Consider the following 14319-nt stretch of genomic DNA (forward strand, 5'->3'; position numbering starts at 1 on the left):
TCAGACTTGATCGTTCAGAGGCTCTGAATCTACCGGCAGGTAGGGGTGCTGTGAGCAGTGGATCAGGTGATTCGCGCCACGGCGGGCCGCCTTGCCGTGCCGTCCGATCACGAGCCCTACAGACGGCCTCACCGACCGTCACGGAACGGGGACCCATGCCTGCGGAAGCCAGCGCCTCGCGTCCGGCCTCGCCCCTCACCGAGCGGCAGGAGGCCCGCCGGCGCAGGATCCTGCAGGCGAGCGCGCAGCTGGCCGGCCGGGGCGGGTTCGACGCCGTACAGATGCGTGAGGTCGCGGAGTCGTCGCAGGTGGCCCTCGGCACGCTGTACCGCTACTTCCCGTCCAAGGTGCACCTGCTGGTCGCCACCATGCAGGACCAGCTGGAGCAGATGCACGGGACCCTGCGCAGGAGGCCCCCGGCGGGCGACACGGCCGCCGAGCGGGTCGCGGAGACGCTGATGCGGGCCTTCCGCGCCCTCCAGCGCGAGCCGCACCTGGCCGAGGCGATGGTCCGCGCCCTCACCTTCGCCGACCGCGGTGTCTCGCCCGAGGTCGACCAGGTCTCCCGGCAGACGACGGCGATCATCCTGGACGCGATGGGCCTGGCGGACCCCACCGCCGAGCAGCTCTCCGCGGTCCGGGTCATCGAGCACACCTGGCACTCGGCCCTCATCACCTGGCTGTCGGGCCGCGCCTCCATCGCCCAGGTGAAGACCGACATCGAGACGGTGTGCCGGCTGATCGACCTGACGGAGCCGGCGCGGCGCGCATGACGCGAGGACCGGGCATGCGAAGACCTACGAGACGGGTTCCCTTCGCCGGTATGGTCCGGATCAGGTGATAGGGGTCGCCGTCCGGCCTGACTGCTGCCTTCCGGCCTCTCAGCCCTACCGTCGCCGTCGGCCCGGGCGGATGCCTGCGCATCCCGCCTGAGTCGGCTACTCCGGTCGGACTCCCTCACTCGCCTCGTAGGCTGCTTCCAGCATAGAACGGATACCGCACTTCGGAACCCCTCATTTCCGACCAATTCCCCCCATATGCGACACCAGCGGGTCACCCGACCAAGGTCAGCCCGCTCCAGCTCAGACCGGCCGGCGCCCGCGCCGCCCACTGGCCGAGCAGGCGGCGCGCCTCCTCCTCGGGCGCCGCGAAGGACACCCGCTGGGCGCCCGCGTGGGCCCTCCGCTCCTGCTCGTGCGTGCCCTCGCTGCAACAGGCGCACAGGATCTCGAAGCCGCTCGCGGGCTCGGCGCCGTAGCCGTGCCGGTCGAAGAGCTCGATCAGGGCGTCGAGGTCGGCCACCTCGCCCACGTGCACCGTCGCGGTCAGCGTCGTCAGCTCGGAGCCCTGGAAGAGGAGGAGTTCCTCGAAGACCGGGTATGCGCGCCCCTCGGACAGGTACCCCCCGTCCTGCCACAGATTCAGTCCAGCCCCGCCGCCTGCCGTTCCGCCCGGGTCAGGGGCGGGCCCGGCAGGGGGGCCCTGCGGGGGCCGAAGGTGAGGGTCCAGAGCATGTCCGGGGCGAACAGGCGGGCCGCCGGGGTGCGCAGGCTCATGACGTCCAGCAGGCCGCGCAGGGCGTGCGGGTTCGCGGAGCCGGCGGCCACGGCCTTGTCGACGTAGGCGGTCAGGAGGCGTTCGACGCGGGTCGGCGGCTGGGGCGCGGCCCCGGGGTAGTAGGCGTCCTGGCCGACCGCGAGGTTCCACGCGTTGCCCACCGGCCGGGCCACCGCGCGCTGGACGCGGCGGGCGGTGCCGGGGGCGGTGGGGCCGTGCCGGTCGAGGGTCCGGCCGAGGGCGATGGCGCTCTGCGCGGCGACGGACAGGCCGTGGCCGTAGACCGGGTTGTAGCCGGCGACGGCGTCCCCGAGGACGGCGAAGCCCTCCGGCCAGGCCGCGGCCTTCTCGTAGAAGCGCCGGCGGTTGGCCGTGCTGCGGGTGGTCACGGGGTCGGTCAGCGGCTTCGCCCCCGCGAGGAGCCGGCCGATGACCGGGTCCTTCAGGCCGGTCAGCGCGAAGTGCTCGAACGCGTCCGGGTCGGCGGAGGGCTCACCGCCCCGGGTGCCGGAGAGCGTGACCAGCCAGCGGTCGCCCTCGATCGGTACGACGACCCCGCCCCGGCCGGGCGCCTCGCGCGGGTCGGCCTGCACGTTCACCACCGGGTAGCGCAGCGCCGCCGTGGCGTCGGGGGCCGCGTAGACACGGCTGGCGTAGGCGACGCCCGCGTCGACCACTCGTTCCTCGACCGGCGCGTGACCGAGGGCCCGCAGCCAGGTGTCCGCCTGGGAGCCGCGCCCGCCGGCGTCGATCACCAGGTCGGCGAAGAGCGTGCCGCCCCCGGGCAGGCTGACCCCGGTCACCCGGTGGCGGTCGCCGGTCAGGCCCGTCACCCGGGTCCCGTCGCGCAGGGTGATCCGGCGCCGGGCGAGGACGTCGGCGCGGACCACCGCGTCCAGCAGGTCCCGGCTGCACACGATCATGCTGTGCCGGGAGTCGGTGAAGCGCCGGAACCACTGCCCGGAGGGCGCCTTGCTGACCAGGTCCCGCATCACCCCGATGAGCCCGGCGCCCCGGGCGGTCAGCTCCCCGGTGACGCCCGGCAGCAGTTCCTCCAGCGCGGCCACCCCGCCGGACCACAGCAGATGGGCGTGCCGCGCCTGGGGCAGGCCCTTGCGCGGCTCGGGCCCCTCGGGCAGCCGGTCGGCCTCCACGATGGTCACCTCGTGGAAGCGGCTGGCGAGCACGGACGCCGCGAGCATGCCGGCCGTGCTGCCGCCGATGACGAGCGCGGTGCGGCGGCGGGTGGGTGTGTCAGGCATGTGAGGTGAGACCTTCCGTGGCGACCGCCTGCCGGCGGAACCGTTCGATGGCCGCCGCGTGGTTCCGCAACGCGTGCGCGACCGACTCCAGTTCGCTGTCGGGGACGAAGGGGGCACCGGCCCGCCCGGCGGACGGCGGGCGGGCGCCGCCGTCGGGCGCGTGCAGCGCGTCCGACGCGACCAGGATGTCCACCGCCGCCGCGATGCCCCGCGCCACGGGCTGCGGGTAGCCCGCCGCCGTAGCCGCCGTCCGCGTCCGCTCGCGGCGGGCCGGGGACAGGTGCGGGGCGAGCTTGAGCAGCCCGTCGTTGATGGCGGCCCGGCGCAGCTCCAGGCGGAGGGCGGCACCGCTGACCCGGCCGGTCGCGGGCGCCGCCGGCGCGGTCACGGCCAGCATGGTCTGCCACAGCGGCTTCAGCCGCCGGTGGGTGCGCACCAGCCTGCGGTGCTCCGCCGCCCACGGGCCGGCCTGCCCGGCGATGAAGCCGACGGCTACCAGGACCGCCTCGGCGATGGCGAACGGCGGGGCGGCGTACGTCGACAGCCAGTCCCAGTCCCGGCCGCTCCAGCGGGCGCCGATCGCCGCGAGCTTGGCGGCGTCGTAGAGGAGGCCGAGGGCGTAGGCCACCTGGAGGAAGATCACCGCCCGGCGCAGCCAGGTGTCCTCGACCTCCCGGTACCAGGCCCACAGCATGCCCGCCGCGACCAGCGCGGACACCAGGTGGGCGACGAGGTAGAGCAGCACGAACTCGCGCATCCAGGGCGTGCCGGCGTAGTACGTGTCGAGGTCGCGCGTGCGCTCCGCCCGGTGGTCGCCGAGCAGGAACGTCGTCCACAGGCCGACGATGATGACGGTGTACGCCACCCGGACCAGGCGGGTGCGCCGGCGCCGCACGGCGGACGGCGGCTCCCGCCAGGTGATGATGAGCCACAGGCAGGCGCCGCAGTACGCGGTCAGCAGCGAGTAGACCCAGAGCCCGGCGAAGTTGGGGATGCCGGTCAGCACGTTGATGCGGTGCAGGTTGGCCGGTGGCAGTGAGGCGAAGCAGACCGCGCCGATGCCGAGCAGCAGGGCGGTGGCGCGCAGGATCGGGTCCCGCCAGGCCCGCCGCAGCAGCGGCAGCTTGATCACGAAGGCGACGGCGAGCAGGGCGGCCGGGACGGCGTAGGCGGCGAACGAACCGGCGATGTCCCAGCGCATCAGGGGCCGCCGATGTTGCCCAGCGAGGACGACAGCCGGTCGACGAGGGTGTCCTGGGTCAGGCCGGCCGCGCCCGGCCCCACGACCTTGGAGAACTTCGCGGCGAGGCGCAGCCCGCACTCCTCGGCCTCCCACTCGGCCTCGGCCGCCGCCGCGGCGGGCGAGCGGGTGGCCATGGCGGCCACCCGGTCCCAGGGGACGTCGGCCTCGGCGCGGGCGAGCAGCCGGCGGGCGGCTGCGGGCAGGCCGGACGGGTAGTGCACGTCCAGCGTGCCGTAGTGGATGTGCCCGATCTCGTGCCCGGCGATGACGAACTTGTGCGGGTCCGGCGCCCGGTCCTCGACCACGACGATGTAGTCCTCGTCCCGGGCCAGGGTGATCCCGGAGACGTCCAGGCCCGGCGGGAAGGCGACGAACTTCAGCCGGACCGGGCGGTCGAGCTGCGGGCTGAGCGTGGCGCACAGCGCGTGCAGGAACGCCTCCGGGCCGGTCGGCGGGGTGAGGGTGCGCACGGTGTCGCGCACGAGCCGGTCGAGGAAGCGCCTCGGGGACCTGGAGTGCCTCGGGGGCCGCGAGCGCGCCGGCCGCGGGGACGGCGCCGGCTTCGCGGCCTCGGCGCTCGGTTCACGCACGCCCGGCGTCCTCCGCCCGCTCGGAGGCGATGATCATCTCGGCCAGGTCGGCGAGGGTGGCGAGCTGCCGGGCGTTCATCTGCGGGGCCCGGGCGGCCAGTCGTACCAGCCCGCTCTCGCGCAGCCGCAGCAGCGGGTCCGCCTCCGCCTCCAGGCTCTGCAGCACCGGTTGCAGCGCCTCGTGCAGGGCCTCCGGCTCGTCCGCCGTGAAGAAGCCCGCGGGCAGGCCGAAGAACCGGCGCAGCCGGTCGGCGTGTTCCAGGCTCGGCATCCCGCTCTTGCGCCACTCGCTGAGCCACTGCCGGCTGGTCCCGGCGATCCTGGCCAGCTCGTCCAGCGAGTACCGCTTGCCGTCCGGCCGGCGCCTGGTCTCCCGGATGAAGTCCAGCCGCTGGCGCACGCGTTCGGCCAGGGAGGTCTCGGGGGCGCGGCCGCCGGAGAGCAGGTCGACGACGACGCCGACGGGGATGCCCGTGCGGTGGGAGAGGCCGGACACGTCGAGGGCCTCCGGCAGCCGGCCGGGTCGGCCCGTCAACTCGCCGAGCCGGTCCAGGACATCGGCCAGCGAGGCGTACGCGTCACTCACCGAGGTCCCCCCTGGGCGTGTCGTCCGTTCGGTGGCTGGGCTGACGGCGAGGCTACCCGTTCGCCCGTTCGGCGACCAGACGTGACAACGCTCCCTGCCTAATTAGGCAGCTATCGTTGACAGTTAGGGGCGACGTGGGTGAGGATCACCGCACGGAGAGCAAGATTCCGACCCGCCTCGGGTGCCGCCTATGGGGGAGCGGCACCCGGGGCGCCTCCGCGCCCGCCTTCGCCGGGGACATCCGGACCGCCGTGGCGCGACCCGCCCGCCCTCCTCGCCGTCCGGCCGCCGGGACGCGCGCGGCGGTTCCCCGCCGGCCCGGATCACCGCCGCCCGCGCACCCGGCACGCCCGACCGCCCCGGCTCCCGAACCGCCCGGCCACCCGCCGGCCGACCGGTACCGGGAAGCCGGTGCGGTGCGCCGGCGCTCCGCCCCGGTCGGCGGCATGGCGTTCCGTGCGGTCGGGCTGGTTCGCCGAGTCCGGAGGTGTCCGGCGCGGCGGGGAGGCGGGCCTGGTGCCGCGGCGGCCGGGACCGTGACGCGCCGGACCGGTGAGCCGAGTCAGCGGGCGGCCGCCGGCCCGTGGCCGCGCACCCCCGTCACGACCGGCCGCCCGAGCGACCCGCGCCCAGGTCCCGGCGCCGTGCGGGAGCCGGCCGCCGGGCGCGCGCCCCTCGTCCGCCGGTCCGGCGTCCCGGTGCCGGTGCCGATCCCCTGGCAGTCCGTCGTCGCCCTCGCGGCGCGGGGGACGACGTCGACACAGCGCGCCCTCGCGGCGGAGAGGAGCACGGCGGCACCTGCACCCCGCGGCCCAGGCGACGACGGCTGCCCAGCACCCCCGCGGCCCAGGCGACGACGGCTGCGCAACACCCCCGTGCCCCCGGCAACGAAGACCGCACAGCGCCCGGGCCGCCGCGTCCCCCCGGGCCCGGTCCGGTCGTGACCCCGGTCACCCGTTCCGTGTGGGTACGGCCACCCCTCGGCCCGTGTGAGGCGGCCGGTAAAGTGGCGCGGGTCGTCATCACACCCGTACGGGGGGAAGCCGGTGCAATTCCGGCGCTGACCCTCCCCCGGCTGCGCCCGCGCCGGGGGCATCCGTGTGCCGCCAGCCAGGCGGTGAGCCGGACCGCCCCGGACGGGACGTTGACCGGCTCGCGTGCGCCGGCGGCCCGCCGCGCACGGCACCGTCGAGGTCTACGGAGCCGAGCCGCCCGGGGTGTCACCCGTGCGCCGCCCGGCTCCCCGCAGGAGAGGCAGTCGCCGACCATGAACGTCCGCCGCAGTGCCGCGGCTCTCGCCGCCGTAGGCGTGCTGGCCGCCGCCGCGCCCGCCACGGCCGCCGAACCGTCCCCGTCACCGAAGGCGACGGTCCCGGCCGGGCTGTACGGCAAGGGAGACCCGACGTACGACGGCGTGTGGCGGCAGTCGCTGACGCTGGTCGCCCAGCGGACCCTCGGCTACCGGCCGGCCGCCCAGGCCGTGGACTGGCTCACCGGCCAGCAGTGCGCCAACGGCTCCTTCGCCGCCTTCCGCGCCGCCCCCGCCAAGCCGTGCGACGACAAGGTCAGGGCCGACACCAACAGCACGGCCGCCGCCGTCCAGGCCCTCGCCGCGGCCGACGGGCACGGCATCGCCGTCGGCAAGGCCGTGGACTGGCTGAAGTCCGTGCAGAACGAGGACGGCGGCTGGGGCTACTACCCCGGCGGACCCAGCGACACCAACTCCACCTCCGTCGTCATCGGCGCGCTGACCGCGGCCGGCACCGACCCGGCGGACGTGCGCACCTCCGGCAAGTCCCCCTACGACGCCCTGCCCACCTGGTCCCTCCCGTGCGACCAGGACGGCGGCGGCGCCCTCGCCTACCAGGCGGACAAGAAGGGCAAGCTGCTCGCCAACGCCGACGCGACGGCCGCCGGCCTGCTGGGCGCCCTCGGCAAGGGCTTCGCGGCACGGGCCGGCAAAGCACCGGCACACGACACCTGCGTCAAGGCCACGACCCGCACCCAGGTCGCCGACAACGCCGGCGCCTACCTGGCGGCGGCCGTCGCCAGGACCGGCCACCTCAAGTCCGCCCTGCCCGGCGCCGAGGACCAGCCCGACTTCGGCAACACCGCCGACGCCGTCGTCGCGCTCGCCGCGGACGGCCGGACCGGGCCGGCGAAGAAGGCCTACGCCTGGCTGGAGAAGAACGCCGGGCCGTGGGCGACGCAGAACGGCCCGGCCGCGTACGCCCAGCTGATCCTCGCCGCCCACGCGCTCGGGCAGCAGCCGGGCGACTTCGGCGGCACCAGCCTCGTCCGCTCCCTCAACGCCCTCGGTCCCGCCCCGCACATGGACACCGCCTCCGAGCACGGGGAGAAGTCCGACGACGGCTCCGGCACGGGCGTCTGGTGGATCGTCGGCGTCGGCCTCGTCGCCGGCATCGGCATCGGCTTCCTGCTCAGCGGCCGGAAGAAGCAGCGACCGTGACCGCCGTCCGCCGTGCCGTGCCGGTGCTCGTCGCCGCGCTGCTGCTCCTCGCCTCCGCCGGACCGGCCGGTGCCACCGGCTACCGCTACTGGTCCTTCTGGGAGCGCACCGGCGGCCACTGGACGTACGCGACCCAGGGCCCGGCCTTCGTCCGCCCCGACGACGGCGCCGTCCAGGGCTTCCGGTTCGCGGTGAGCGCGGACTCGGCGGACGCCAGCCGGCCGCGCGGTACGGCGGACTTCGGCTCGGTCTGCGCCGGCACACCGGCCGAGCCGGGCGCCAAGCGGGTGGCCCTGGTCCTGGACTTCGGCACGCGGGCGGACGCGCCGTCCGGCGAGAGGCCGCCGGCGCGCCGCACGGCCTGCGCGCGGGTGCCGTCCGACGCGACCACCGCGGACGCGCTGGCCGCCGTGGCGAAGCCCCTGCGGTACGACACCAACGCCCTGCTGTGCGCCATCGCCGGGTATCCGCGGGAGGGGTGCGGGGAGCAGGTCGCCACCGGGGGGAAGCGGAGCGGGGGCGAGGCCGGCGGCGGAAGCGACGGCGGGCCCTCGCTGGGGCTGCCGATCGGCGCGGGCGTGGTCGCCGTCCTGGCGGGGGCCGCGGTGTGGCAGGCACGTCGGCGGCGCGATGCGTCCGGGTGAGCCGAGGCAGCCGTGCGGGACCGGGCGCGTGGTGTCCGAACGCGCCCGCACGGCGGTGGCCGCGGAGCGGACGGCGCCCCGCGCCTCCTCGGGGCGCCCGCCCCGGGCCGCCCTGCACCCCGGCGCCTGGTGGCTGTGGGCGGTGTCCCTCGGTGTCGCCGCCACCCGTACCACCAACCCCCTGCTCCTCTCCCTCCTCATATCCGCCTCCGCCTACGTCGTGGCGGTCCACCGCTCCCCCGCGCCCTGGGCCCGCTCCTACCCCGCCTTCGTCAGACTCGCCCTCGCCGTCCTCCTCGTCCGCGTCCTGTTCGCGGTGGCGCTCGGCTCCCCCATCCCCGGCACCCACACCCTCCTGACCCTCCCCGAAGTCCCGCTCCCGCACTGGGCGCAGGGCATCCGGCTGGGCGGCCGGGTCACCGCCGAGGCGGTCGTCTTCGCCGTGTACGACGGCCTGAAGCTCGCCACCCTCCTCGTCTGCGTCGGCGCCGCGAACGCCCTCGCCAGCCCCACCCGCCTCCTGAAGTCCCTGCCCGGCGCGCTGTACGAGACGGGCGTGGCCGTGGTCGTCGCCCTCACCTTCGCGCCCCATCTCGTCGCCGACGTGCGGCGGCTGCGCGCCGCCCGCCGCCTGCGCGGCCGTCCGGACCGGGGCGTACGGGGCCTGCTCCAGGTCGGACTGCCGGTCCTGGAGGGCGCGTTGGAGCGCTCGGTCGCGCTCGCCGCCGCGATGGAGGCCCGCGGCTACGGCCGTACCGCCGAGGTGCCCGCCCGGGTCCGCCGTACGACGGCCGCGCTCACCCTGGGCGGCCTGCTCGGCGTGTGCGCGGGAACGTACGGGCTGCTGACGGCGGCAGGGGGTGCGTACGGGCTCCCCGTGCTGCTCGCCGGAGTCGCCGCCGCGCTCACCGGGCTGCGGCTGGGCGGCCGGCGCTCGCTGCGCACCCGGTACCGCCCGGACCCGTGGGGCGCGCGCGCCTGGCTGGTCACGGGCTCGGGTGCCGCGGTGGCCGGGCTGCTCACGCTCGCCTCCGTCCGCGACCCCCGGGCGCTGCACCCCGGGGTCGTGCCCCTCGTCGCGCCCACGCTGCCGCTCTGGCCCGCCGTGGCCGTCCTGCTCGCCCTGCTGCCCGCCTTCGTCGTCCCGAGGGAGCCGTCGTGATCCGCTTCGAGGATGTCAGCGTGACGTACGAGGGTACGGCCCGGCCCACCGTCGCCGGCGTCGACTTCGAGGTTCCCGAGGGTGAACTGGTGCTGCTCGCCGGCCCGTCGGGGGTCGGCAAGTCGACCGTGCTGGGCGCGGTGAGCGGGCTGGTCCCGCACTTCACCGGGGGCACCCTGCGCGGCCGTGTGACGGTGGCCGGCCGCGACACCCGCACCCACCAGCCGCGCCAACTCGCCGACGTGGTCGGCACGGTGGGCCAGGACCCGCTCGCGCACTTCGTGACGGACACCGTGGAGGACGAACTCGCCTACGGCATGGAGTCGTTGGGGCTGGCCCCGGCGGTGATGCGGCGCCGGGTGGAGGAGACCCTCGACCTGCTGGGCCTCGCCGGGCTGCGGGACCGCCCGATCGCCACCCTGTCCGGCGGACAGCGGCAGCGGGTCGCGATCGGCTCGGTCCTCACCCCGCACCCCCGGGCCCTGGTCCTGGACGAACCGACCTCGGCGCTGGACCCGGCCGCCGCCGAGGAGGTGCTGGCCGTGCTGCAACGGCTGGTGCACGACCTGGGGACGACGGTCGTGATGGCCGAGCACCGCCTGGAACGGGTCATCCAGTACGCCGACCGGGTCGTGCTGCTCCCGGCCCCCGGCGCCGCCCCGGTCACCGGTCCCCCGGCCGAGGTGATGGCCGTGTCCCCGGTCTACCCCCCGGTGGTGGCCCTGGGCCGCCTGGCCGGCTGGTCCCCGCTCCCCCTGACGGTCCGGGACGCCCGCCGCCAGGCCCCGCCCCTCCGCGCCCGCCTGTCCGGCGCGACGGCACCGGCGCACACCCCTGCCGTCACAGCCGCCGCGGCCCCGGCCGGTGCTGCCGCCGTCCCGGCTTCGGGGGATCCCGCCGCCGTGGCCACGACCGCTCGCACCAGCGCCCCGGTCGCAAGTGACCCCTCCGGCGTGGCCACGGCCCGTCGCACCGCCGCCACGGACACGGACACCGCCGTCGTGCCCGTGGACGAGCCAGCCGACGCGGCCGCGGACCGAGGCGCCACGGCCGCGGGCGCGGCGGCGGTGCCGCGTCCGCGTGGGCAGGCGGCACCGGCACCGGCACCCGGCCGGCCCCCGCGCCGGGTGCCCGGCGCCCCCGGCCGGCGCTCCTTCTTCCGGCGCCGGCCCGCCGCCGGTCAGGAACCCGCGCGCAAGCACCTCGCGCAGACCCGCGCCCTCTGTGTCCGCCGGGACCACGTCCAGGCCCTCAGGGACGTCGACCTGACCGTCGCCCCGGGCGAGACCATCGCGCTCATGGGCCGCAACGGGGCCGGCAAGTCCACCCTCCTCGGCTCGCTCGTCGGCCTGGTGGCGCCCGGTTCCGGAACCGTCGACGTCGACGGCGCCGTACCCCACCGCACCCCGCCCCGGGATCTCGTGCGCCGGGTCGGTCTGGTCCCCCAGGAGCCCCGCGACCTGCTGTACGCGGACACCGTCGCCGCCGAGTGCGCGGCGGCCGACCGGGACGCGGCCGCCGCGCCCGGCACCTGCCGCGCCCTGGTGTCCGAGCTGCTGCCGGGCGTGGCGGACGACGCACACCCGCGCGATCTGTCGGAGGGCCAGCGCCTGGCGCTCGCGCTGGCCGTGGTCCTGACCGCCCGCCCTCCCCTGCTCCTCCTCGACGAGCCGACGCGCGGCCTGGACTACGCGGCCAAGGCCCGCCTGGTCGCCGTACTGCGCGGGCTGGCGGCCGAGGGGCACGCGATCGTGCTGGCCACGCATGACGTGGAGCTGGCCGCCGAGCTGGCCCACCGGGTGGTGCTGCTTGCCGAGGGAGAGGTGATCGCCGACGGGCCGACGGCCGAGATCGTGGTGTCCTCCCCGTCCTTCGCACCACAGGTGACCAAGATCCTCGCGCCCCAGCAGTGGCTGACGGTGGCCCAGGTGCGGGAGGCGCTGACGTGAGCCACGGCACCCCCGCCGCCGCACGGACACGTGCCGTCCGCCTCGGTCCCCGCTCGCTCGCCGCGCTGGCGCTGACCAGCGCGGTCGGCGTGGCCGCCTTCGGCTGGCCGTTCCTCGCCCCGCCCTCCTCCCAGCTCACCGCGCACGCGCAGGACGCGCCCTGGCTCTTCTCCGGTCTGCTGGTGCTGCTGGTGGCGGTGGTCGCGGCGACGATCTCGGAGTCGGACCTCGGGCCGAAGGCCGTGGCCATGCTGGGCGTGCTGGCCGCGACGGGGGCGGCACTGCGGCCGATCGGCGCGGGCACGGCGGGTCTGGAGCCCATGTTCTTCCTGATGGTGCTCAGCGGGCGGGTGCTCGGCCCGGGCTTCGGCTTCGCGCTGGGTTCGGTGACGATGTTCGCGTCCGCGCTGCTCACGGGCGGGGTCGGGCCGTGGCTGCCGTTCCAGATGCTGGCGATGGGCTGGTTCACGCTGGGCGCGGGCCTGCTGCCCGGGCCGGTCCGGCTGCGCGGTCGCGGTGAGCTGGTGCTGCTCGCCGGCTACGGCTTTCTCGCCGCCTTCGCCTACGGCACGTGCATGAACCTGGCCGGCTGGCCCTTCCTGGGCGCGGCGGCCTCGAACATCTCCTTCCACGGCGACGCCCCGGTCGCCGAGAACCTGGCCCACTTCCTCGCCTACTGCCTGGCCACCTCGCTCGGCTGGGACCTGGGCCGGGCGCTGTGCACGGTGGTGCTGACCGTCGTCCTCGGTCCGGCGGTGCTGCGGGCGCTGCGCCGGGCCACACGCCGGGCCGCTTTCGAGACCGCGGTCACATTCGACGGTCCCGCTGGGTGAGGGCACGCTTCCGGGACGTGAGCGGACCGGTGAGGCGTCCCACATGACGCACGTCACCTACGACCCGAGGCCGTAGTCCTATTTGTCCGATACACCCATTCCTGCACCCACTCTGACCTGGACTGTGCGACCCAGATCACAGAGCCGACCTTTGCCGTCGATCCGGCCACAACTAGTAAAAGGGGTCATTGCGGACAGGTTCCGGGCCTGCTTCTCTGGACGACGTCGCCAGGCGCCCCGAGCCCACCCGGGCCGCGGCGCCGCCGCATGAGGCCGCACCACGTGGTCCTTCCCATGCGGGTGATCCCCCGTCCCCGACGCAAGAGGTTCTCCGTGTCCGTGTCCTTCATCCGCCGCATCGCCTCCCCGAAGAAGGCCCTCACCAGCGCCGCCCTGGCTGCCGCCACCGCCGGCCTGGCTCTGACCGCGGCGCCCGCCCAGGCCGCCACCACGTCGGCCTCCTCCGCCCAGGCGGTTGCGCACCGGATGATCCCGGACTCCGCGCAGTTCACCGCGTTCAGCAAGATCGTCGAGCACGAGAGCGGCTGGAACCCCGCCGCCACCAACAGCTCGTCGGGCGCCTACGGCCTCGTCCAGGCCCTGCCGGCCTCGAAGATGTCCACCGCCGGCGCCGACTGGAAGACCAACCCGGCCACCCAGATCAAGTGGGGCCTGGACTACATGAACTCCCGCTACGGCAGCCCGGCCAAGGCCTGGAGCTTCTGGCAGGCCAACGGCTGGTACTGAGCCACCCGGCACCGGGCCACCGGCCGCCCGGCCGCCCCTCACCGAGCCGTGCCCCCGCTGAACCAGCGCGCGATGCCGGCCGGCGCGGCCCGGTCCGACCCGGAGCGGTCGACCGGTCCGACCCTCAGCACCCGCACCCTCGCCCCCCGCTGGGCGAGGGTGCGACTGGGTCTCGGAGCCGCCGGCAGAAGCGGCCGGTGAGCAACTGCCGCACGGTCGGGGCGAGCTGACGCACGCTGTCCTCGCCCTGCACCGCCCGGGCCTGCCGTGCGGCATCGGAGACGAGCCCGAGGCGGCGCCCGCCGCCGGACGGGACGGTGGGCAGTCCGGCGGCGGTGGTCGGCCGGCCATGGGCCGACCGGGCTGCTTTTCTCGCGTTTCGCGCGTGTCCTGAGTCATGTCCCGAACGCTGCGGACGCACGCTGCGCCCGGACGTCCGAGAGCCCCCGTCCTCGGGTGTACTTCCTTCCACCTCCCGCCCCCTCGGAGGAACGATGACGACGCCGACGCAGCCGGTGCGGGACCCGGAGACGCGCGGACTGCGGCTGGTGGCCGTGCTGCTGACGCTCACCGTGGTCAGCGGCCTGATCGACGCCGTCAGCTTCCTGGGCCTGGGCCGGGTCTTCACGGCCAACGTGACCGGCAGCGTGGTCATCCTCGGCTTCGCCGCGGCCGGGGTCCCGGGCTTCTCCGTGCGTCACGCGGTCATGTCCCTGATCTGCTTCCTGCTGGGCGCGGTGACCGGCGGCCGGGTGGCGGGCCGGTACGGCCGCGGTTCCCGCCGCCGCACGGCCCGGCTGGCCCTGGCGGTGGAGGCGGTGCTGGTCGGCGTCGCGGCGGCCGTGGCCCTCGCCCGGCCGGACACCGCCGGGAGCCGGGCCGCCCTCATCGGCCTCACGGCCTTCGCGATGGGCCTACGCACGGCGACGGTCCGCACGTTCCGCGTGGCCGACCTGATCACCACCACCGTCGTGACGATGACCCTGACCGGCCTGGCCTCCGAGTCCCGCCTCGGTGACGCCACGAGCCACGGCACCCTGCGCCGCGCGGCCTCCGTGGCCGCGATGGCCGCCGGCGCCTGCCTGGGCGCGTGGCTGGTCCTCCATCACGGCCTGGGCGTCCCGCTGCTGCTGGCGGCCCTGGCGTCGGGTGTGCTGGCGGTGACGGCCTCGGGCCGGGAATGAGTCCCGGCGCTGCCACCAACGGCGGTGCGATCGCCCTCGGTCGCCTGAGCCCGACTCCCGGTTCGCGGCGTGGTCGACAAGTGGGGCGTGCC

The 14319-nt window shown here is 75.9% G+C and carries 13 protein-coding genes; 8 read left to right on the forward strand and 5 right to left on the reverse strand.

From position 1 onward, the window contains the following. Nucleotides 1–155 precede the first annotated feature (155 nt). On the forward strand, nucleotides 156–773 hold the full coding sequence (locus ACZ5DC_RS07090) for a TetR family transcriptional regulator (protein ID WP_468650241.1): 618 nt from the start codon (nucleotides 156–158) through the stop codon (nucleotides 771–773). Nucleotides 774–1053: 280 nt separating this feature from the next. Here the strand turns inward: ACZ5DC_RS07090 and ACZ5DC_RS07095 are convergent, their stop codons facing one another. From ACZ5DC_RS07095 to ACZ5DC_RS07115, 5 genes are all read right to left on the reverse strand, one after another. Beyond that, nucleotides 1054–1317, reverse strand: a complete 264-nt coding sequence (locus tag ACZ5DC_RS07095; protein ID WP_468650243.1) for a hypothetical protein — start codon at nucleotides 1315–1317, stop codon at nucleotides 1054–1056. Between the two features lie 104 nt (nucleotides 1318–1421). Further along, a complete protein-coding gene (locus ACZ5DC_RS07100) occupies nucleotides 1422–2819 on the reverse strand; it encodes an FAD-dependent oxidoreductase (protein WP_468650245.1) in 1398 nt (465 codons plus the stop codon). Continuing rightward, entirely contained in the window at nucleotides 2812–4020 is a 1209-nt protein-coding gene (locus ACZ5DC_RS07105; protein WP_468650247.1) for an MAB_1171c family putative transporter, read from the reverse strand. The genes ACZ5DC_RS07100 and ACZ5DC_RS07105 overlap by 8 nt, the downstream gene beginning before the upstream one ends. Beyond that, complete coding sequence (locus ACZ5DC_RS07110; RefSeq protein WP_468650249.1) at nucleotides 4020–4652, reverse strand: hypothetical protein; 633 nt, start codon at nucleotides 4650–4652, stop codon at nucleotides 4020–4022. The genes ACZ5DC_RS07105 and ACZ5DC_RS07110 overlap by 1 nt, the downstream gene beginning before the upstream one ends. Then, nucleotides 4645–5238 carry a helix-turn-helix transcriptional regulator gene (locus ACZ5DC_RS07115; RefSeq protein WP_366749357.1) on the reverse strand — a complete coding sequence of 198 codons (594 nt, stop codon included), beginning with the start codon at nucleotides 5236–5238 and terminating at the stop codon, nucleotides 4645–4647. The genes ACZ5DC_RS07110 and ACZ5DC_RS07115 overlap by 8 nt, the downstream gene beginning before the upstream one ends. Nucleotides 5239–6505: 1267 nt before the next feature. On the opposite strand from ACZ5DC_RS07115, the gene ACZ5DC_RS07120 reads away from it, so the two are divergent. From ACZ5DC_RS07120 to ACZ5DC_RS07150, 7 genes are all read left to right on the forward strand, one after another. Beyond that, nucleotides 6506–7708, forward strand: coding sequence for a prenyltransferase/squalene oxidase repeat-containing protein (locus ACZ5DC_RS07120; protein WP_468650252.1), 1203 nt, complete (start codon nucleotides 6506–6508; stop codon nucleotides 7706–7708). Then, the gene (locus ACZ5DC_RS07125) at nucleotides 7705–8352 is read left to right on the forward strand and encodes an SCO2322 family protein (protein ID WP_468650254.1); all 648 of its coding nucleotides are present in this window, start codon (nucleotides 7705–7707) and stop codon (nucleotides 8350–8352) included. Before ACZ5DC_RS07120 ends, ACZ5DC_RS07125 begins: the two co-directional genes overlap by 4 nt. Further along, complete coding sequence (locus ACZ5DC_RS07130; protein WP_468650256.1) at nucleotides 8339–9514, forward strand: CbiQ family ECF transporter T component; 1176 nt, start codon at nucleotides 8339–8341, stop codon at nucleotides 9512–9514. Before ACZ5DC_RS07125 ends, ACZ5DC_RS07130 begins: the two co-directional genes overlap by 14 nt. Continuing rightward, entirely contained in the window at nucleotides 9511–11463 is a 1953-nt protein-coding gene (locus tag ACZ5DC_RS07135; protein WP_468650258.1) for an ABC transporter ATP-binding protein, read from the forward strand. Before ACZ5DC_RS07130 ends, ACZ5DC_RS07135 begins: the two co-directional genes overlap by 4 nt. Next, nucleotides 11460–12296 (forward strand): ECF transporter S component, encoded by an 837-nt coding sequence (locus ACZ5DC_RS07140; RefSeq protein WP_468650260.1) that lies wholly within the window; start codon nucleotides 11460–11462, stop codon nucleotides 12294–12296. Before ACZ5DC_RS07135 ends, ACZ5DC_RS07140 begins: the two co-directional genes overlap by 4 nt. Before the next feature lie 333 nt (nucleotides 12297–12629). After that, a complete protein-coding gene (locus ACZ5DC_RS07145) occupies nucleotides 12630–13043 on the forward strand; it encodes an aggregation-promoting factor C-terminal-like domain-containing protein (RefSeq protein WP_468650262.1) in 414 nt (137 codons plus the stop codon). A gap of 494 nt (nucleotides 13044–13537) precedes the next feature. Next, on the forward strand, nucleotides 13538–14227 hold the full coding sequence (locus tag ACZ5DC_RS07150; RefSeq protein WP_468650264.1) for a YoaK family protein: 690 nt from the start codon (nucleotides 13538–13540) through the stop codon (nucleotides 14225–14227). Nucleotides 14228–14319 lie beyond the last annotated feature (92 nt).

Source organism: Streptomyces sp. NPDC031445 (assembly GCF_055581365.1).